Raw genomic sequence first — 19,106 nt, 5'->3', positions numbered from 1 at the left:
AAAAATTTTAAAGCCTGTTTTGAAAAAAGGTAATACGTTTTGCTTTGATAAAATTAACCTTATTGGGACGGTCTCATAGGAAATTTCCATAAAAAGTTTGATATTTAAATTTACTAAGCTTATGGAGATAATAAATTATAATGTATCAAATGATGTGATATGGAGGCTGGTTCCCTCTGATCGGTTGAAGAAAAAGAGGGCTGGTTCCCTTGTATGTCTATTTCGTTCCGCAAGAGGGCAAGAAGCTTTTTGCTCAGCTTTAACATGGCCATGACCGGGGGTACATTGAGAAATCACTAATCTAAAAACTAAGGCAAAATAAAAATGCCGAGGCATTTTCTCTCCTCCCTCTGCTTGGCATGGCTACCTATTATTTTTAGATCCCAGGTATCGATAACTCAAACCTACAGGCCATGGATAACGCCTTGGGTAATCGAATTTTATTATGGCGGTTTTGCGAGCATCTTTAAGAATGCAATTTGGGGGTGTCAATGGTTGCATCCAATCGCCGCTCCGGGAAAAGCCAAACCTTGGAAAAGGTGGCAGGTCAGGATAACCGAAACAGCTATGGGGATCTGTCGGTTCGGAGGGTCTCTCAAATACGCCTTGACCTTGACTCCCGGTTTTTAATAGGGCTATAAATTGATCACTGTCCCCCTGTTGGGAATTATCGCCCCGGAAGATATGACTTGCCTTGATCCCACCTGAAACAGCGGAGGCTGTAATGGTCGACTTGGTTGCTGATATGGAAGCCGAGGTGGTTGAGCTGATTCCTGAATCAGAGCGCCAGGAGGCGTTGAAATTTCTGTGGGATTCCAAGGAAAGAGACCAGCTCATAGAGGCGTTTTTGCGGGAGGAGATGGGCCTTGAGGGATATAAGGCCAAGCTGGTTGCCAAGATTCTGATTCCCTCCTTGGGTAAGCTGGTTGGTGGGGTGGCTAAACGCAGCGCCAAGCACCTGCACCAATCCCTTGAGGCCTATTCCAGTAAATACGAGAAAATAGCCCAACACATCAGCATATGGCTGGCCTACAGGTTCAGGCCAACCATGGCCAAGGATAAAGCCCTTAAAAATCTGACCCAAAAACCACAGGATATAGATGAAAAAGACTGGGCCAGGTTCAGCGAACAGAACAAGGTATGGATCACCGAGCTTGCCCAATTGGAGCAGATCAGCCTGGCCCTGGGGGACCTCGGCGCAGAGGTGACCCTGGATATTGATAAACCCAAGGAATTGGCAGGTCGTCCCCCCAGTTTTTGGTTGCATCCCTATAATGATTTCATCCCCCTGAAAGGCCGTGACAAGGAGCTTGAGAGCCTTGGTGAACTTGCTGAAAGTTCAGATCCCTTTCTCTGGACTTTTCTTACAGGTGACGGCGGCATTGGCAAGACTAGGCTGGCCCATGAGTTTGCCAAAAGCCGGGAACAGGCAGGCTGGCATGCCGGGTTTCTCAGGGCTGAGAGCCTGGAGAGCCTGGTCAGTAATCCGGGGTTTAAGAAATGGCGGCCCTTTGTTGACACCTTTTTGATAGTGGATTATGCGGCCCAAAAGACCGAGCCCTTAAAAAAACTTTTGTTGCGCTGCGTTCGCCTGGCTGATGCAGATGGGCAGGAAGAAGAGCCGGTGCGGGTTAGGCTGTTGCTCTTGGAACGCCAGGGCGCAATGGATGACGGCTGGCTGAAAACCTTGCTCAGCGCAGGCGAAGGGGCGCAAAAGCAAGACCTGCAATTCTCCCTTGTGTTGCCCAGAGAGCTATATGCCCCGGTGAACGACTCGGCTGATGAGACCCTACAGGATATTTTAAGCCTCTCCTTTAAGCGCTGGCAGGAGATCACAGGCAAAACTCCGCCCCCAATACCTGGCTTTGATGATGACTCCAGGGCCCATTTTCGGGAAGCCACCCAGATGCGTCCCCTTTTTGTGCAGATGGCGGCTATCCATGCCTGTGAAACAGGCGATGCCCTGGGCCTGCATCACTGGACCATGGATGATTTGATCAAAAATGCGGTGGAGCGGGAACGGGAGTTTATTAGAAAAATCCACCCAGACGCATCGTTCAGAATCTGCCTGGAAAGGGCTGTGGCCCTGCTAAACTTCACCGGCCCCCAACCTGTGGATAGCAGCGAATGGATGAACCTGCTTGAACAGGATGCAAAAGACTGCGGCTACCCCAACATCCAGCCCGGTGAATTGTGCGAGGCCATGAAAAGCCTTTTGGGCCAAGAGGCGGGCGGCATCTCCCCCATGCAGCCGGATATCTTGGCCGCCGCCTTTTCCGTAACCATTCTGCAGGAAAGACCAGCTCATATCCAGGAATTGCTGGCCAGGATAGTGGCGCTGTCTGGAACAGAGGCCTGGGGCAGGCTGCTACGCGCTGTGGTTGACCTTTATTACCTGGAAAAGTTGGATGTAATTGAAGATTGGCTGCTTGAGTTTGTTCCCGGTCGGTCTGCAGAAGAATTGTACGCAGTTGAAAAATTGGCGGGGAAGGCATCGGTTGCTTATCGGAAGATATTGGCGGTTTTATACAAGGCTTTACTTAGGTTGATAAAACAGGAAGAAGAAGCATTACCCGAAAGAGGCCGTATTTTTAATAATCTTGGATACAGTTATGATGCCCTTGGCCGCCGTGAGGAAGCCTTTGAGGCCAGCCTTAGTGCTGTGGAGATTTATGAGCGCCTTACGGTGAAGCATCCTGATTCCTTTGAACCAGACCTGGCCAGCAGCTTGAACAACCTGGGTAATCGCTATAGCGCCCTTGGCCGTCGTGAGGAAGCCCTTGAGGCCAGCCTTAGTGCTGTGGATATTTATGAGCGTCTTGCCGTGAAGCATCCTGAGGCCTTTGAACCAGACCTGGCCCGCAGCTTGAACAACCTGGGTAATCGCTATAGCGCCCTTGGCCGCCGTGAGGAAGCCCTTGAGGCCAGCCTTAGTGCTGTGGATATTTATGATCGCCTTGCCGTGAAGCATCCTGATTCCTTTGAACCAGACCTGGCCGGCAGCTTGAATAATTTGGGTATGGATTATAGCGCCCTTGGCCTTCATGAGGCAGCCCTTGAGGCCAGCCAGAGGGCTGTGGATATTTATGATCGCCTTGCCGTGAAGCATCCTGATTCCTTTGAACCAGACCTGGCCATGAGCTTGAATAATTTGGGTATGGATTATAGCGCCCTTGGCCTTCATGAGGCAGCCCTTGAGGCCAACCTTAGTGCTGTGGAGATTTATGAGCGCCTTGCCCAAAAGCATCCTGATGCCTTTGAACCAGATTTGGCCCTGAGCTTGAACAACCTGGGTCATTGCTATAACGCCCTTGGCCGTCATGAGGCAGCCCTTGAGGCCAGCCAGAGGGCGGTGGAGATTCGTGAGCGCCTTGCCGTGAAGCATCCTGAGGCCTTTGAACCAGATTTGGGCAAGAGCTTGAATAATTTAGGTAATGATTATAGCGCCCTTGGCCTTCATGAGGCAGCCCTTGAGGCCAGCCAGAGGGCTGTGGATATTTATGAGCGCCTTGCCGTGAAGCATCCTGAGGCCTTTGAACCAGATTTGGGCAAGAGCTTGAATAATTTAGGTAATGATTATAGCGCCCTTGGCCGCCGTGAGGAAGCATTGGAGGCCAGCCTTAGGGCTGTGGAGATTCGTGAGCGCCTTGCCGTGAAGCATCCTGATGCCTTTGAACCAGATTTGGCCCTGAGTTGCGGTGCAAGGGGCAACGCCTTAAAAGAAGCAGGCCAAGATGGGAAAGCGATTGAATCATTCCTTTTGGGAATAACTAAACTTGAACGTTTATTCCTTTTAAATCCCCAACTCCATGGGCAACTCATGGCCGCTTTAATAGGAGATTACAATAATGCCTACCAGGCAGCCGGAATTGAGCCGGATCAGAAGACTTTGTCACCGATAATTGAGGTATTAGAGGACTTGAAGCAGGAACAGAACCCTTAAGCAAACCAACCTCTCCCCCCCCAAAAAAAAGCCGCCGCTGTCTCCAGCGGCGGCTAAAATCAGGCGGCGCACACCGCCCACTTTCAAGGGCTGTTGTTTAGAGTGCCTTTTTCACTTCTTCATCCACCTGGGCCTTGGCTGCGGCGGCCTGGGCTTTGATTTGGGTCTGTTTTTGCTCAATGGTTTGGACAAAGTCTTTGTCCTTGAGCGAGGGCAGGTTGATGGCCACGTTCATCAAAGCGCCGTTCAGCCCCGCTTCGGCGCATTGGGCGCTGACGCCCAAATCGCTGGCTGTGTTGGGGTTGAATTTGCCCAGAATGCCCCGGGCCAGCTCCAGCACCCGGGCGCAGGTCTCGGCGGTTTTAAGGGGTGTGTTCACAGCCTGGGCAAAGGCCTTTTGAATGGCTTGTGAGCGGGCGGCCTTTTCATCATCACTTGCCTTGGGCATTTTAAAGGCCGCCATAACCTGGTTAAAGGCCTCGGTGTCCTCATCCACCAGGCTGGTCAATAGCGCCTGGCAGGCCTGGGCCTTTTCCAGGGTTTCGGCCAGGACGCCTGCATACTGCTCCAACCCTTTGCGGCCCCGGCTCAGGCGGCAGACCATGCTCACCAGCCCGGCCGCCATGGCTCCGTTTAAGGCGGCTATGCTGCCGCCGCCCGGCGCGGGCGCGTCCGAAGCCAGAACATCCAAGAAATCTTCGACCTTGAGTTGGGTCAGCATGTGGTTAAACCTCCCTATAGGCCAATCATGTGGTTTTCAATGATCTGTTTGGGGTCAAAATCCACCAGTCGGAGGGCATGGCCCGCGCAGCTTATCAGGGCGTCGTTATGCAGGGTGCCCACGATCTGAGTCCCCAAGACCCCCACCCCCTTGGCCCTGGCCTCGTCTTCGATCAGGCGGAAAACCCGGTGCAAAGGCGTGTTTTGGGTGTCGAACATGTTCATGGAGACTGCGACCTTGTCCTTGTCCTCCATGTAAAAGCCAACCGAGCGAATGGTGCTGAAACCGCCGCTGGGTCCGCGCACCATCATGGCTATGGCCTTGGCAATGGAAACGTCGGTGGTGTCCAAGATAACATTAACCGCAGTGAGCCCACAGGTGGCCGCGCTCACAATGGTTGCGCCCGCCGTGGGGTGCAGTGCGGCCGGGCCGATGTCCGGAGCCCTTTCAGGCAGATGGGCGACTTTTTTCAGCCCCTCGTACTGGCCTTTTCTGATAAAGGCCAGGTTTTTGCGGTCTTCATTCCTGGCGTTTTCACCGGAAAAGAATACAGGCACTTCATAGCGCTTGTAAATCTCCCGGCCGATTTCTTCGGCCAGGGCCACGCATTCTTCCAGGGTGACCCCTTTCAGGGGGAACAGGGGAATGGTGTCCTGGGCCCCGATGCGGGGATGGGCGCCCTGTTGCTTTTCCATATCGATCAGCTCATAGGACTTGCCCGCCATCTTGAGCATGGCCTCTTTCAAGGGTTCGGGCCTGCCGATGGCTTCAATCACAGTGCGGTTGAACTCTGCGTCCGGGTAAAAGTCTATGAGCTTGCAACCTTCAGTTTCCCGCACTTGGCTGACGATTGCTTCTATGATCTTCTGGTCGCGGCCTTCACTGAAGTTCGGCACTGCGTGAATGAATTGAGACATCTTGGTTCCTTTAAAGGCCCCTTTTCCCCTTGGCCGGGAAAAGGGGCGCTTATCATTTAATTATGAATCAGTCTTTTTCCACAAAGGCAACGGCCCGGATGGGGGAGCCGCTGCCCGCGCGAATGCGCAAGGGAAGCCCCATGTACACAAAGCGCTTGCCCACCAGCTTGTCCAGGTTGCACAGGTTTTCGGTGTTGGTGATGCCGTATTTGCCACAGACCCAGTGGCCCGAGAAATCCAGGTCGTCCGGGGTCTGGTCAATGGCCGGGGCGTCCACGCCGATATTCACCACGCCCTGCTCGGCCAGCCACTCGGCGGCCTTGTAGCTCACGCCGGTGTGCTTGCTGTTGGGTCCGCCATAGTCCTTGTCCGGATAGGTGCGCTCAAAGTGGCCGGTGTACATCAGCACAATGTCGCCCTTTTCAATGGTGAGTCCGGTTTTTTTAAGGGCCTCTTCAAAGTCTTCCACCTCGATGTAGTCCGGGTAGCGCTTGTGGGAGAGATCCAGGCAGATGGCGTCGCCGTAAAAGAGCTTCATGTCCATGTTTTCAATGGTCGGGCCGCTGGGCTCATACTCCCACACAGCGTCCGAGTGGGTGGGGCCGTGCTCACTGATCAGCATGTTCCTGGCGGAAAAGCCCAGGGTCTTGGAACCGGTGTCCTGCATGTTTTTTTCGTGGGTCTGGTTCACCATGAAAAAGGTCTTCTGGTGCATTCCAAAGACCGGCATGCCCTCGTATATTTCCTGGGAAAGGTCGATGAGCTCAAATTTTTGATTCCAATTGGCCATCTTCATTCTCCTTAAGGCAAAGGCTGGCCTTTGCCTTGGTTTGGTATCAGTAGGAAGAAGGGCTTTTTCAAGGCCCCCTTCCGGGAAAGCGGTTTAAGTTCTATTCGCTCGCCTCGGGGAACACGCTCTTGCCCAGTTCCTTGGCCCTCTTGTACATGGGGTTGTTCCTGGCCCACAGGTAGTACATGCCCGCGCTCACACCGATGCCGGCAAAGTAGCTCAAGTCTGCCCCGCCAAAGTACTCGAGCATGAAGGGGCTGGCGTAGAGCGAGGAGTTGGTGAACAGAAGGCTTACGGCCATACCGGCGATAAAGCTCACCATGGCGGGCCAGAAGATGCCGGTTCCGTACCAGTATTCGCCTTTGCCCCATACTGTCAGCTCCCTGGCGTCATAGTTGGCGTCCCTTAGGTGGTAGTCTACCAACAAGATGGATACCCAGGGGCAGGTCCAGATAATGATGTAGATCAGCCATTCCTCGTAAAGGGTGAAGAAGTCACCGTAAAGCAGGGTGGCGATGCGGAAGAGCAGGGTGGCGGCTCCGATAACCAGAACACCCTGGACCCTTTTCAAGGGAAGCCTGAGGGCCAGAAGCGAGAGGCCCGCGGTGTAGCCGTTGGGAACGTTGGTGGCCACGCAGCCCAAAACCAGGGCGATCATGAATATGGCGAAGAACCAGGTCGGCAGAAGCTTGGGCAGGATGTTTACCGGATCGTCGGGCATTTCACCCACATGGGAGACCAGGGCCACGCCCAGGCAGATGCCGATGAACTCGGTTACGATCAAGGCGGTGCACTGACCCGCGCCCGCGTAAAAAGCAACTTTTTTCCAGCTTACGTCCGGATGGAAGTAGCGGGAGTAGTCACTGGCAAAGTTGGTCCAGGAAATGGGGTAGCTGAAGATGATGCCCATGGCCAGGAGCCAGGTTCCCCAGCCGGTCACCCCGTCGGCCTCCACCACGGTGGTGGCGTGGGACCAGTTTACATTCGGCAGCACGAACAGGAAAAGGCCGATGAACATAATGCCCAGGACCACGGCGATCCACTGTTCGGCCTTGATGATGGTGGCGTGGCCATAGATGGCCAGCAGGATCTCGCCAAAGAGCACCAGGCCCAGGCAGACCCACATGACCCACATGTCCTGGGGCAGGCCCACCAGGTGGAAGAGCTCTTCCAAGCCCCTGGTGGCGACCACCGAGTTGATGGAGAACCAGCCCAAAACGCTGATGGTGCTGATAAAGGTGGGGATAAGCGCGCCCAGGTGGCCGAAAGGGGCCCTGCTGGTGGCAATGCCGGCGGTGCCGGTTCTGGGGCCGAAGATGGAGGAAAGGCCCAGCATGGTGCAACCCAGGAGGTTGCCAATCAAAATGGCCCAGATTGCCTGGCTGAAGCTGAGGCCCAGGGTGATCATCAGAACGCCGTTCAGCATGACCACGTAGTTGGTGTTGGCCCCGATCCACATGCCGAACAGGTCCTTGGGGCTGCCGTGGCGGTGTTTCAAGGCAATCGGTTCCAGGTCGTTCTCTTCGATCTTGCCTACCTGGTCGATCTGGCTGATGTCTTTAACGTCGACTGTAGCATCCATGTCGGTTCGAGCTCCTTTGCAAAGGTAAAAGGGCTTTTTAGGGTGCACTTAGCCCTGCACCCACCGGGCTCAGAGCCTTGGAGACTTTGCGCCCGGCGGGGTATAAACCGTTCTATTTTTAAGACTTGGCCTTAATCGATGATTGTAGGCAACACGCAGTAGTTAACCGCGTCCACCACGCCCTTGTCGGTGATCTTCCATTTGGGGCTGGTGGTGAGCGATAAGAACGCCAGGTGCATGAAAGGCGCGTGGGCCTGGCATTCAAGCTGGTCCTCGGCCAGCTTGGTAAGGTGGATCATCTGGTTGGTGAGCTCGTCCGCGCTGAGTTCGTCGGTCATGAGGCCGCCGATGCGCAAGGGCAATTCACCGATCACCAGCTCGTCCCTGACCAGGACCAGGCCGCCCTGCAGCTCGATCAGGCGGTTCACGGCCACGGCCATATCCTCGTAGTTGGTGCCCATGACCATGATGTTGTGGGTGTCATGGCTTACGGTCTCGGCAATGGCTCCGTGCTTCATCTTGAAGCCCTTCACAAAGGTGGAGCCAATGTCGCTCTGGCCGTGCCTGCCGACTACACAGATGGGCAGGAGGTCTTCATCCAGGGAGGGGACCACATAGCCGTCTTCCACCTGCATCTCGGCTTCCACCGCGTCGGTGAGGTTCTGGTCCAGGATAAGTCCCACCACCCGCACCTTGGCGCTGCCGTCCTTTTTGCAGGCCACCATGAGGTCGGAAGCGCTGATGGGCTCGCGTTTTACCGAGTGCTTTACATGGTCGGGGTAGACATAAGGGGGAAGGTCGATCAGAAGTTTGCCGTCTTCGGCCACCTTTTGGCCGCGCAAAAATACCTGGCAAACGTTCATGTCCTTGAGTTCGCCTTCTATAACCGCGATATCGGCCAGCTTGCCCGGGGCCAGCACGCCGATATCCTTGAAGCCCTGCCAGGTGGCCGCGTTGATGGTGGCCATCTGGATCGCCTCCACCGGGTCCACGCCCTGGCCAATGGTGCGGCGGATGATGTCGTTCATATGGCCGGTCTTGGCGATATCCTCGGCCAGCATGTCGTCTGTGGCCAGGATGGCCCGGCGGGAGTCCAGGCCTTCTTCGGTGACGGCGCGGATGCATTCGGGCATGTTGCGCTGGGTGGAGCCCTCGCGCATCAGCATGTACACGCCGTTTCGCAGTTTTTCCACGGCTTCGGCCTTGGTGGTGGTCTCGTGGCAGCTTATCTCTGTGCCGCCTGCGATGATATGGGCGGCCAGATCCTTGCCAAAGAGCTCGGGCGCGTTGCCGTCCACCTTTTTACCGATGGAATCGGCATAGACCGTGGAGACCACGCTGTCCCTGAAGACCCAGGGATTGTGTTTGTACACGTGTTTGGCCGCGCTGATGCCCTGGGTCTCGCCAATGCCCGAGACCGAGGGGTAGTTAAGCATCTCGGGCAGGTCCTTGGAGGTGATGTCATAGCCCGCGGTTTCCAGGCCGGGAGAGTCCGGAGCCATGGCCGGAACCCTGGAATGCACATGCTGGGGCATCAGCGCCGCCTCGTCACACATGGTCCTTATGCCCTTGGGGCCGAGGACGTTTCCGATTTCATGGGGGTCCGAGACAAGGCAGGTGGTGCCGGTGGGAATGGAAAGGCGCGAGAACTCGGTGATAGTGAGCATCGCGCTCTCGAAATGCATGTGGGAGTCAATGAATCCCGGGGTGAGGTGCTTGCCCTCAAGGTCATGGACAACGGTTTTTTCTCCAATCAGGTTGGAACAGTCTCCCACCATGAGGATATATTCACCGCTGATGGCAATATCCGCCTGGTAGACTTCCCGGGTGATTACATTCACCACATTACCGCCTTTTAAGACCACGTCGGCGAACTGGTTGGGGTCCATCAACACGTCTATTGCTTTTTGCCTCTCCGACACTAATTTCAAAGGGGCGATACCGGCGTTTTTGACGTTATCCATGAGGGGGCCTCCTTAGTTGCTGCCAGGTATTTAGCCTGGCAATTATTTCTGATTGAGAGCGTGAATTGGAGAAGGGGCTGTGCGGCAAAACATCTTGGGAACAAGAGCAAGGCTTAAATTCAGACAGCTCCAGCAACGCTCACAGGCTGATTCAGATATCAAGTTCCGTACCAAAAACGTAATGTTTGGTGGGTTAGAGGTAATGACACGTAAAACCGCATGGTTGAGGAGGGGGAAGGGAATAGTGACAAAAAGAACAAGCTCTATGAATAATGTGATTTTGAATTAAAGTAAGTCGTAGACGACTTAAAAGGGGCTGAAAGTGGGCCGGAATAACTCATCTGAAAGGTTCTCCCTTTTGAATTTTACAAGGTGAGGTTTGAGAACTAGGCAAAATTACATATGTTTTAAGTTTGTACGATTTTGGCGGATCGCCTTCCTCGAGCTCCCCATACGGGGTGTTGGGTTGGATGCCCTGCCTTGGGAGGCTTTCACAAAAAAGGCTCTCAGTCGGAGGAGTGTTTTTGCATGAGCCGGTAGGCCCTTGACTGGCTGATTCCCAATGCCTTGGCCACTTTATAGGAACTGCCATGGGCCTGTTGGGCCTTTTGCACTAATAACTTTTCCACCTTCTCCAAGGCCTGGTCCAGGTTTTGGGCCTGGTTGGGAGCCCAGTCCGGATTAAGGTTTTCGGTGGGAAAGACTACGGCCGGGAGGGATTCCGGGCCAATGGCCTGCTGGGGTGAGGTAACCACCACCCTTTCAACCAGGTGCTCAAGCTCCCTTACATTGCCGGGCCAGGTGTGGTGGCTCAAGATATCCAGGGCTTCGGCGGTAAAGAAGTGATCCTTGGCGAATTTGAGATTGTACTTATTCAAAAAGTGTTGCAATAACGGGATGATATCTTCCGGCCTCTGTGCAAGGGTGGGGATCTCAATCTCTATGGTGTTTAAGCGGTAGAAAAGGTCTTCCCTGAACAGCCCCTGATCAACCAAAGCACGCAGATTCTGGTTGGTACCTACCAGAATACGGCAATCGATTTGTTCGTAACTATTTGATCCTATAGATATAAATCTTTTTTCCTGTAAAACGTGCAGCAGCTTGGCCTGGAGCTGGGAAGGGATCTCGGCGATCTCGTCCAAAAACAGGGTGCCCTTGCCCGCCAGGCTGAAGAGCCCGGCCTTGCCTTTGGTGCTGGCGCCGGTAAAGGCCCCGCTTTGATATCCGAAAAGCTCCGATTCAAAGAGTTGTTCAGGTATGGCGGCGCAGTTTACTGTAATGAAAGGACTTTTTTGGCGAGGGCTGGATTCGTGCAGATGCCTTGCCAATAGCCCTTTGCCTGTGCCGGTCTTGCCGGTTATCAGGACTGTGGAATCCACCTGGGCAACTCGGTTGGCCAGCTCCAGGGTGTTTTCCATGGCCTTGCTCTTGGCCACTATCTGTCCTTGGCCGGAAAAATGCTTGGATCTCAACTGCTTAACCTCTTTTTTATAGCGGGCCAGCAGTTTTCTGGTGTGGGCTAAGTCATTTTTGACTTGATCTAGCCGTGAGATCTCCCTTAAGTTTTCCACCACCATCTCCACCTTGCCTTTTTCATTCAATACAGGTGTGGCGGTGACCAGCATCAACTTGCCGGTGTTGGTCCTTTGCTCATAGGTGGCGGTTTTCTTATTACGCAGCACAATGGGGCCGATGGGCGGAAACCAATATCCCTTTTGGGTGGATTCCCATACCTTCTGGCCGATGATCTCCAAAGGGCTTATCCCGTAATGCCTTTCACAGGCCTTGTTTACATAGATGCAGGTGCCCTGGCTATTGATCACGTACAGCTCGTCATACATGTGATCCAGGATTCTCAGCAGGGTCTCCCGGTCCGGGTAGGGGTCCGGGTTGAGCATTTTGGTTTTTGGCCGTTGATATCTTTGGGGGGACAAGGGAAAACTCCGGGCTAAAGGTTTTTTCAGCTCAGAAAGCAAGGGTGATTTGCCTGGCAAGCACCCCGCCAGAGTAGGGAAGGCCTGGAAAAGGCGAGTATTATACTAAAGTTATATTTCCCTGATTAACTATACTTATCGCATGAAATAATTTTGAGCAAAGTTGCAAGTCATTTTTAAAAAACCAAAATGGATTCTGAATATGTAATTCACCAACACCTCTGGTGCTTTAGCGGTCCGGGAGAAAATGTAATTCAGAGCTGAATAAATATGAATTGCGCCTCTGCCAAGGACTCAGGCATTTTTTTACACATTAATAAAAACGTGGAGGACTGGTGGTTGGGCTCCAACGGCTTGCAGTGACACCTGTTTGATAAAGCCCCGGGGCTGCTTTTGTTTGCTTAGGGGAAGGGACCTGTCCCTGTATGGGGCGGGTGCGAAGAGGTGATTATTTACGGTTGATCCCTTTGCTATTGCCGCAGACTCTCATGAAAACAGCCAAATCCCCTTGTTTTCACTGCTTGGCATAATAATAAAACTGACTCATTGGTGATTTTTTCTTTTGGGTCGATGGGAATCCTTTAAGGGCAGAATTCGTGTCTTGGGGATGCGCGCGCCGAACGGGGCAACGGCGCTCCCTTTTTTAGACAATAGTTTCGGGTCTCCGAGATAAAGTGTCAAATGCGGGTGGGGTATTTCAATGCCCGCATCATCCAGCGCCTTTTTTATCCCAGCGGTTACAACGTCTTTGGCTTTCAGTAATTGGGTGCGGTCAATCCAGACTATGCCCTCCAACAGGACTCCTGAGTCTGCAAGAGAGGTTGTTATTGTCATAGGTTTGGGTTCTTCCAGGACGAGTGGGCTGGCTTTCGGGAACTTGCGCACCACTTCTTTTGCCTCGGCTATTTTCTCCTTGTATGCAATTGAAAAATCAACGGTGATGCGTCTTACCTTGTATTTGCTGGAAGTCTTGACGGAATTTTTCAGGATGTTTTCGTTGGGTATGCGAACAAAGAGGTTGGCAAAGGTGCGCAGCTTGGTTGAGAGCAGATCCAGCGAGAGGACTATGCCCACCTCGCCTTCAATCTCCACCACGTCGCCTACTTCAAAGGTTTTTTCATTAACAGGAAAAAACCTGAAATAATGTTGGAAATTGAAGTCTGGGGCGCAAAGCCAAGGGCTACGGTCAAAAGTCCGGCTGTGGCCAAAAGACCGCTGAGTTTAATCCCCAGGGTGGAGAGTTTGCCTATTGCTCCGCCTTTAGCTGCTGTTTTGGGATCTGCTATGCGGCTGAAATCATTAAGCGTGGTATCGTTGGAAAAATAAAGATCCCCCTCTTTGTCTGTCTCGATTTTCACCTTTACGGGATTAGTTATCAAAACGGATTCTTTTGCAAATAATCCCAGCCTGTTGGGTGGAATCGGCAATCTGGTGATGGTGACTTGCATTGAGTGTTGGTTTTCAATATGCAAGGGGAGCTGGCAGCTTTGCATACCCGTAGCTCAAAGCCTATAGACAGCCCCAAGCGGATGCCTGTTGAGCAGGTTGCCACCATCGCGGCTATGAGGCGCTTGAGGATGACCGGGACAGCCATTGCCTATTTTCTTTCCCTGCCTCTTTCCACGGTTGGTCTTGAACTGAGGCTTTGGGCTTGAATAAGTTGTCTGGTCTGGATGAACCGATTCCTGTTGTGCGAGCACAAAGCTCCAGGCGACATGGTCCATCTTGATATCAAAGAGGTTGGGAAAGATCGACGGTGTGGGACATTGCATCACCGGTGACCGTTCCGGCAAAAGACGCAAGTCAGGCTGGGAATACCCGCATGTCTGCGTCGATGATAACAGTCGCACAGCCTGCACCGAGGTGCTGCCGGACGAAAAAGCAACCAGTGCCATCTGTTTTCTGATCCGTGCCGCAGCTTGGTTCCAAAGGCATGGTGTGGCCATCAGTAGATTAATGGCGGATATTGACTGGTGTTCCCTTACTTGTTCAAGACAGCTGTGGACCACATCAAGGCCAAGCATGTGACCACGCGGCCATATACGCCCCGCACCAACCGCAAGGCAGAGCGCTTCATCCAAACAAGCGTCAAGGAATGGGCTTACAGCCAGGCTCATGAAAACTCCGAGGAAAGAACAGAGCACCTCAAACCATGGACTGACTTCTACAACCAACAGCGGCCACACTCCGCTTTAAATCGCAAACCACCAATCTCAAGATTGCATAATTGTGAACAATGTCCTTGTTAACAACACCTAGGGATTTATTGTCAATTATACTGACTGAACCTGTCTGATGCCGGGGGGAGTCCGACTGACTTTGGCGAGCCTTTCAATTCAATCCCTTCAGGTTGCTAAACCGGGAAAGGTTTTTACCTGGCTTGAAGATCGCCTAAAGGCGTTTTTTCATAAAATCAAATTCGGCCGCCAAGTCACGGGGCAGGCCCCCCTGGCTGGGCCCTTCCAAGACGATGCTTTTTTTAAAATCCTTTTTGATCAGCCTTAAAAGACGGTCCAGATTCATGTTGCCCCGGCCTAAAGGCAGGTGCATGGTCTCAAGGCTGTTGTCGCTTAAGTGTATGTGCAGCAATTTTTTCTGATCAAACGATTGCCAGATTCGGCAGGGATCACCCCAGGTATTCAAGTGGGCCAGGTCCACGGTGAAGAAAAGGTTGGAAAGATTCCAGGCCGCCACCTTGGCAAAGGCTTCTAAAGAGCAGACAAGCTCGCAGGGCTTTGTTTCCATCAGCTCCAGGGCCAATGGAATTCCCCTTTTTTGGGCCTCCTTGCTTAAGTCCGAGAAAATATGGCGCATTAAAGCCCAGTAATAGTCATCCTCGTCTGCGGTAAAGGATTTGCGCCCGGGATGAAGGACCAGGAGGCTGGCCCCGGCTTCCTTGGCCAGGTCCAGGCAGGCTTTGGTCTGTTCAAATGCCGCCTCCCGCAAATAGGAGTTGCGCGAGGTGAGGTTAAGATCATGGGAGGCTGCATGCCAGGTAAGCTCCAGGCCGAGTTGCCGGGCCAGGGCGCCTATCTCCCTGGCCGACCCGCCGTGAAGCTGGATCTGGTCGCTCCAAACCTCGGCCAGGGAAAATCCGTTTTGCTTGATGATGCGCAAGGCCTCGGAGATAGGCATATGCCTCAAAAACCAGGTGGAGCAGCCCAGGGTGATCATGCAGGCCTCCGTAAACTGGATTTGGAAAAATGACGCCGCTTAGTAGATAGACTGTAAATAGAATGGATTTTATTACGTTTCAGATGTTCAAGCCAAGGAAAACCATGGATGTGATCGTAAGGTAAAGAGAGGCCCGGCTGGTTGGGGCGAGCTGAGCCGCAAGATCCTGCGGCTCCTTTTAAATTTATTGCAAAAGTGTGCGGCCATGCGGGCCGCACACTAGCTTGCTGACAAAGTCCTCCTGGACTTTGTCAGAGGCCACTTGGCAAAACCGCGGTTTTGCCAAGTGGCTAGAATTACTCGTCTTAAGAAAGCCTCGCAATTCGGCAGGCCGTCATTCGGGGTCCCCAAAATCTCTGATTTTAGGGGTATTTCATGGCCCGCACCCTTTAATCAGCTAACTTTTGTCCTTCTTATTTGGTTTTTTCGGCTTGGTCAGCGGCCTTGCGAGCAGCTTCCAGCCAGGAATTCCACAGGTCTTTATGCGCCGCTATCCATTCGTTGGCATGACGCTCGATATCCTTGGCGGATTTTTCGCCGTGATGCATTCTGGTGTTTTGGGCGTTTATTTCAGACAAGGGGAGCTTAAAGATTTCAAAGAACTTTTTGGCCGCGGGATTTTTCTTGAGGAAATTTTTGTTGGCCACTATGCGGATATCGCTGACCACAAAACCGGTTTTCAAGGGATCTGAGACCGCGCCCTTGACCCCGGCGACGGTCATGCGGGAGACGTTTTCCTTTTGACTCTCCTTGGGAATGATTTTAGGCACATTGATCCACATGACATCTTTACCTGGTTTCAGCTTGTACATGGTCCAGTTAGGAGCCCAGGTGTAGAAAAAAATCGGCTTGCCGCTTTTATAGTTGCCCAGGGCAGAGGCCATGCCTGCTTCATAGGCGGCCTTAATGGGCTTGATGTGGTCCTTTAAGTCGTAGACCTTGCTATGGTGTCTGATCACGGTTTCACAGCCCCAGCCCGGAGGGCAGGCAGTAAGATCGGCCTTGCCGTCGCCATTAATGTCAAAGGCCTTTTTTACTTCGGGACGCTTAAAGTCTTCCAGAGACTTGATGTTGAACTTGTCTACTTCCCTTTTGGACACCAGGTAGCCCTGAAGCCCTCCGGCCTTAACCACATACCCGATCATTTCGCCTTTTTGGTCAAAATTTTTGGGAAGTTGTGCATTGTGAAGCGGGAACCAGCCATTGGTCCAGTAGTCCACGTCTCCCATGACCAGGGATTTATAAAAAATTGGGTTGCTGAGATTTTTGGGTTTTTCAACTTTATAACCCAGCTCTTGCAGTCCTTTGCGGACAAGGGCCTCTTGAAAAAAACCGGTGTTCCAGGTTGCGCGGGCGGGGCTCACTTCAACGCCTTCACCGGGCTTTTGATAGTCGGCAAATACAGGGGCTGTGGAGAGAAGGGAAAAGGTCAGTAAAAGAGTGATAGCCAGTTTGATTTTTCGCATTAGGTCTCCTCTACTCAATAAATAATTGGGTTTTGGTTATGTCAAAAGATTGCCGCGATAATCGTTCGGGAAAGGCCCCTTTTTAAAACGCGACTCCGCTGCGTCGGCCCTTTGGGGCTTTACTGACCAGCAAAAGGTCAGGGGGATCAAGATGGAATATTTAGAAGATCGGCCTTGGGGCCGCTAAAGCGGATTTTTTGCACTGTTTAGTATTAGGATAAGTCTGTCCCCAAGTCAAGGGATTGGGTAAAATAATATGGACCTCTTAAGATTATTTAAAACTTGAATAATGTAAAGTGTAGTTATTTGGCTTGAATTTTTAGTTGGTTAGTCTCCCTGAGACTTGGTGAAAAGTAAAGTGATAAATCGATAAGTCATTTGTCGGAAAAATATACCATTAATAAATGTTAAACCGGGCATTCAATGCTAGAGTGCCTGATTTGTCAGCAATCTCAAGAGGGCATCCCCTTTTGGGGATGCCCTCTTGAGAAATTAAATTTTAGCTTTACTTGGCAGCTTTGCGTGCTGCGTCCAGCCAGGAATCCCAGGTTTTCTTGTTTTTGGAGATCCAGTCCGCCACATGACGCTCAATATCCTTTTGGGATTTTTGACCCTCATACATCAAGGTGTTCTGGGCGTTGATGTCATTCAAGGGCAAGGTGAAGACTTCAAAGAATTTTTGTGCAGCCGGGTTTTTATCCACGAATTTTTTGTTGGCCACGATACGGATATCGCTGACCACAAAACCAGCCTTAAGCGGATCGCTGACCGCGCCTTTAACTCCGCTGACGGTCATACGCTCTTCGGCTGCCTTCTGGGAGGCCTTGGGGATGATTTTGGGGACGTTGATCCACATGACATCCTTGCCGGGTTTCAATTTAAAGATGGTCCAGTTGGGGGCCCAGGTATAGAAAAAGACCGGCTTGCCGCTTTTGAAGTCACCCAGAGCAGAGGCCATGCCCGCTTCATAAGAGGCCTTGATAGGGTTGATGTATTTTTTAAGGTTGTAAACTTTCATGTGGTGGGAGATGACGTTTTCGCAACCCCATCCCGGAGGGCAGGCGGTTAAATCGGCTTTGCCGTTGCCTGTGCGGTCAAAGGCCTTTATAACTTCGGGGCGCTTGAAGTCATCCAGGGACTTGATGCCGAATTTCTCCACATCTTTTTTAGAGACCAGGTAGCCCTGCATACCACCGGCTTTTACTACGTAGCCGTACTTGCCTGCTTTTTCATTGAAGTTTTTAGGGAGTTGGCTGTCATGGTTGGGAAACCAGCCATTGGTCCAGTAATCCACGTCACCTAAGGTTACGGATTTGTAGAAAATGGGGTTCTGCAAATCCTTGGGGGCCTTGACATCGTAGCCCAGTTCCTTGAGTCCCTGACGGACCAGGGCTTCCTGGAAAAATCCCGTGTTCCAGGTTGCACGTGCGGGTTTTACGACCACTCCCTCGCCGGGTTTGTTATAATCGGCAAGTGCCGGTGCAACTACTGCCAAGGAGGCTATTAAGGTAAAAAGTAAGGTTAACTTAAAAAGTCGCATGTAGTTTCCTCCGTTGCTAAGCTAAATAGGTATGTTACAAAGAATTGGTTGTACTTATTGCGTTAAGGGCCCTCTTGTTGATCCGGGACGGTCCTTTGTTAGTGAGATAGTTTTCAACCAGTTAATTAGGAGGCAAACTGCACCAAGGCAGTCGGGTTTGTGTTGGCCGAGCCGTCCTTTACCATAAAGGACGGCTCGTTTTTCTACTGCGAGTTAGTCTTTCTGGGCCATGGACTGGGTTATCCGGTCCAACACCATGGCCATGAACACAATGCTTAAGCCGCCGATAACAGCCCTGCCGATATCAAGAGTGTTCAAGCCCAAAATCACGGGTGATCCCAAACCACCGGCTCCGATCAGGGCGGCGATAACCACCATGGAAAGAGCCATCATTATGGTTTGATTAAGGCCGGCCAATATGGTGGGCATGGCCAGGGGGATCTGTACTTTACGTAAGATTTGCCAGCGGGTCCCGCCAAAGGCCTGGGCAGCCTCGATCAACTCTTTGGGCACACCTCGGATCCCCAGGTTGGTCAACCTGATGATCGGGGGCAGGGCAAAGATGATGGTGGCCAAAACACCTGCCACATTGCCCACGGAAAAGAGCATGACAATCGGAACCAGATAGACAAAGGCGGGCGTGGTCTGCATTGCGTCTAAGATCGGTCTTAAAAATGAGTCAAACCGTTCGCTCCTGGCTGCCATGATACCCAGGGGAAGTCCGGCGACGGCGCAGAAGAGAACCGCGGAAAGGACCATGGCCAAGGTTGTCATGGTTTCTCCCCATAACCCCAAAAGCCCGATCAGAACCATTACCGCGGTTGAAAAAATGGCCAGAATCACACCTGAAAAACGCCAGGCCGCAAAAGCGATCACCGCAATTACAATGAGAGGGTGAATGGCGTTTAACGCTGAGTCAAGCCCCATCAGGGTTTGGTCAACCGGCCATTTAATTGTCTGGAAAAAATCACGGTAATTGTCAACCAACCATTCCACAAATTGGCTAACCCATATATCTAGAGGAATAACTTTATCTTCAAACATATTACTTTTTTCTCCGAACATTTGATTAACA

General features: G+C 52.2%; 16 protein-coding genes. 4 read left to right on the top strand and 12 right to left on the bottom strand.

The genetic code is table 11. The annotated features are described in order from the left end of the window. Nucleotides 1–724 precede the first annotated feature (724 nt). Nucleotides 725–3,943 (top strand): tetratricopeptide repeat protein, encoded by a 3,219-nt coding sequence (locus X474_RS14350; RefSeq protein WP_052515232.1) that lies wholly within the window; start codon nucleotides 725–727, stop codon nucleotides 3,941–3,943. Nucleotides 3,944–4,040: 97 nt separating this feature from the next. Here the strand turns inward: X474_RS14350 and X474_RS14345 are convergent, their stop codons facing one another. From X474_RS14345 to X474_RS27115, 8 genes are all read right to left on the bottom strand, one after another. Next, nucleotides 4,041–4,664 (bottom strand): cyclodeaminase/cyclohydrolase family protein, encoded by a 624-nt coding sequence (locus tag X474_RS14345; RefSeq protein ID WP_044349869.1) that lies wholly within the window; start codon nucleotides 4,662–4,664, stop codon nucleotides 4,041–4,043. 14 nt (nucleotides 4,665–4,678) lie between these two features. After that, nucleotides 4,679–5,581, bottom strand: coding sequence for a glutamate formimidoyltransferase (ftcD, locus tag X474_RS14340; protein ID WP_044349867.1), 903 nt, complete (start codon nucleotides 5,579–5,581; stop codon nucleotides 4,679–4,681). Between the two features lie 67 nt (nucleotides 5,582–5,648). After that, on the bottom strand, nucleotides 5,649–6,371 hold the full coding sequence (locus X474_RS14335) for a cyclase family protein (protein ID WP_044349865.1): 723 nt from the start codon (nucleotides 6,369–6,371) through the stop codon (nucleotides 5,649–5,651). 100 nt (nucleotides 6,372–6,471) lie between these two features. Beyond that, the gene (locus tag X474_RS14330; protein WP_044349863.1) at nucleotides 6,472–7,953 is read right to left on the bottom strand and encodes a purine-cytosine permease family protein; all 1,482 of its coding nucleotides are present in this window, start codon (nucleotides 7,951–7,953) and stop codon (nucleotides 6,472–6,474) included. A gap of 131 nt (nucleotides 7,954–8,084) precedes the next feature. Beyond that, nucleotides 8,085–9,917 carry an adenine deaminase gene (locus X474_RS14325; RefSeq protein ID WP_044349862.1) on the bottom strand — a complete coding sequence of 611 codons (1,833 nt, stop codon included), beginning with the start codon at nucleotides 9,915–9,917 and terminating at the stop codon, nucleotides 8,085–8,087. Between the two features lie 506 nt (nucleotides 9,918–10,423). Continuing rightward, nucleotides 10,424–11,851 carry a sigma-54 interaction domain-containing protein gene (locus X474_RS14320; protein WP_156360772.1) on the bottom strand — a complete coding sequence of 476 codons (1,428 nt, stop codon included), beginning with the start codon at nucleotides 11,849–11,851 and terminating at the stop codon, nucleotides 10,424–10,426. 543 nt (nucleotides 11,852–12,394) lie between these two features. Continuing rightward, nucleotides 12,395–12,943, bottom strand: a complete 549-nt coding sequence (locus X474_RS27120; protein WP_052515230.1) for a mechanosensitive ion channel family protein — start codon at nucleotides 12,941–12,943, stop codon at nucleotides 12,395–12,397. Between the two features lie 8 nt (nucleotides 12,944–12,951). Next, entirely contained in the window at nucleotides 12,952–13,344 is a 393-nt protein-coding gene (locus X474_RS27115; RefSeq protein WP_052515229.1) for a DUF432 domain-containing protein, read from the bottom strand. Here X474_RS27115 and X474_RS26190 point away from each other — a divergent pair. From X474_RS26190 to X474_RS27280, 3 genes are all read left to right on the top strand, one after another. Next, the gene (locus X474_RS26190; protein WP_156360771.1) at nucleotides 13,339–13,506 is read left to right on the top strand and encodes a hypothetical protein; all 168 of its coding nucleotides are present in this window, start codon (nucleotides 13,339–13,341) and stop codon (nucleotides 13,504–13,506) included. The two genes, X474_RS27115 and X474_RS26190, sit on opposite strands and share 6 nt — an antisense overlap. Before the next feature lie 70 nt (nucleotides 13,507–13,576). Next, nucleotides 13,577–13,879: a hypothetical protein gene (locus tag X474_RS26185; RefSeq protein WP_156360770.1), complete on the top strand. Its 303-nt coding sequence runs from the start codon at nucleotides 13,577–13,579 to the stop codon at nucleotides 13,877–13,879. Continuing rightward, nucleotides 13,825–14,100 (top strand): integrase core domain-containing protein, encoded by a 276-nt coding sequence (locus X474_RS27280; protein ID WP_353743133.1) that lies wholly within the window; start codon nucleotides 13,825–13,827, stop codon nucleotides 14,098–14,100. Before X474_RS26185 ends, X474_RS27280 begins: the two co-directional genes overlap by 55 nt. A 142-nt stretch (nucleotides 14,101–14,242) precedes the next feature. On the opposite strand, the gene X474_RS14300 is transcribed toward X474_RS27280, so the two are convergent. From X474_RS14300 to X474_RS14285, 4 genes are all read right to left on the bottom strand, one after another. Then, entirely contained in the window at nucleotides 14,243–15,025 is a 783-nt protein-coding gene (locus tag X474_RS14300) for a sugar phosphate isomerase/epimerase family protein (RefSeq protein ID WP_044349859.1), read from the bottom strand. A gap of 413 nt (nucleotides 15,026–15,438) precedes the next feature. Next, nucleotides 15,439–16,491, bottom strand: a complete 1,053-nt coding sequence (proX, locus tag X474_RS14295; protein WP_044349857.1) for a glycine betaine/L-proline ABC transporter substrate-binding protein ProX — start codon at nucleotides 16,489–16,491, stop codon at nucleotides 15,439–15,441. A 505-nt stretch (nucleotides 16,492–16,996) separates the two neighbouring features. Continuing rightward, entirely contained in the window at nucleotides 16,997–18,031 is a 1,035-nt protein-coding gene (proX, locus tag X474_RS14290; RefSeq protein WP_044349855.1) for a glycine betaine/L-proline ABC transporter substrate-binding protein ProX, read from the bottom strand. A 213-nt stretch (nucleotides 18,032–18,244) separates the two neighbouring features. Further along, entirely contained in the window at nucleotides 18,245–19,075 is an 831-nt protein-coding gene (locus tag X474_RS14285) for an ABC transporter permease (protein ID WP_156360769.1), read from the bottom strand. Nucleotides 19,076–19,106 lie beyond the last annotated feature (31 nt).

Origin of the sequence: Dethiosulfatarculus sandiegensis (assembly GCF_000931935.2) — a bacterium.
Lineage (GTDB): Bacteria > Desulfobacterota > Desulfarculia > Desulfarculales > Desulfarculaceae > Dethiosulfatarculus > Dethiosulfatarculus sandiegensis.
The sequence above is the reverse complement of the archived record's forward strand: the minus strand, read 5'-3'. Positions and strand labels throughout refer to the sequence as shown.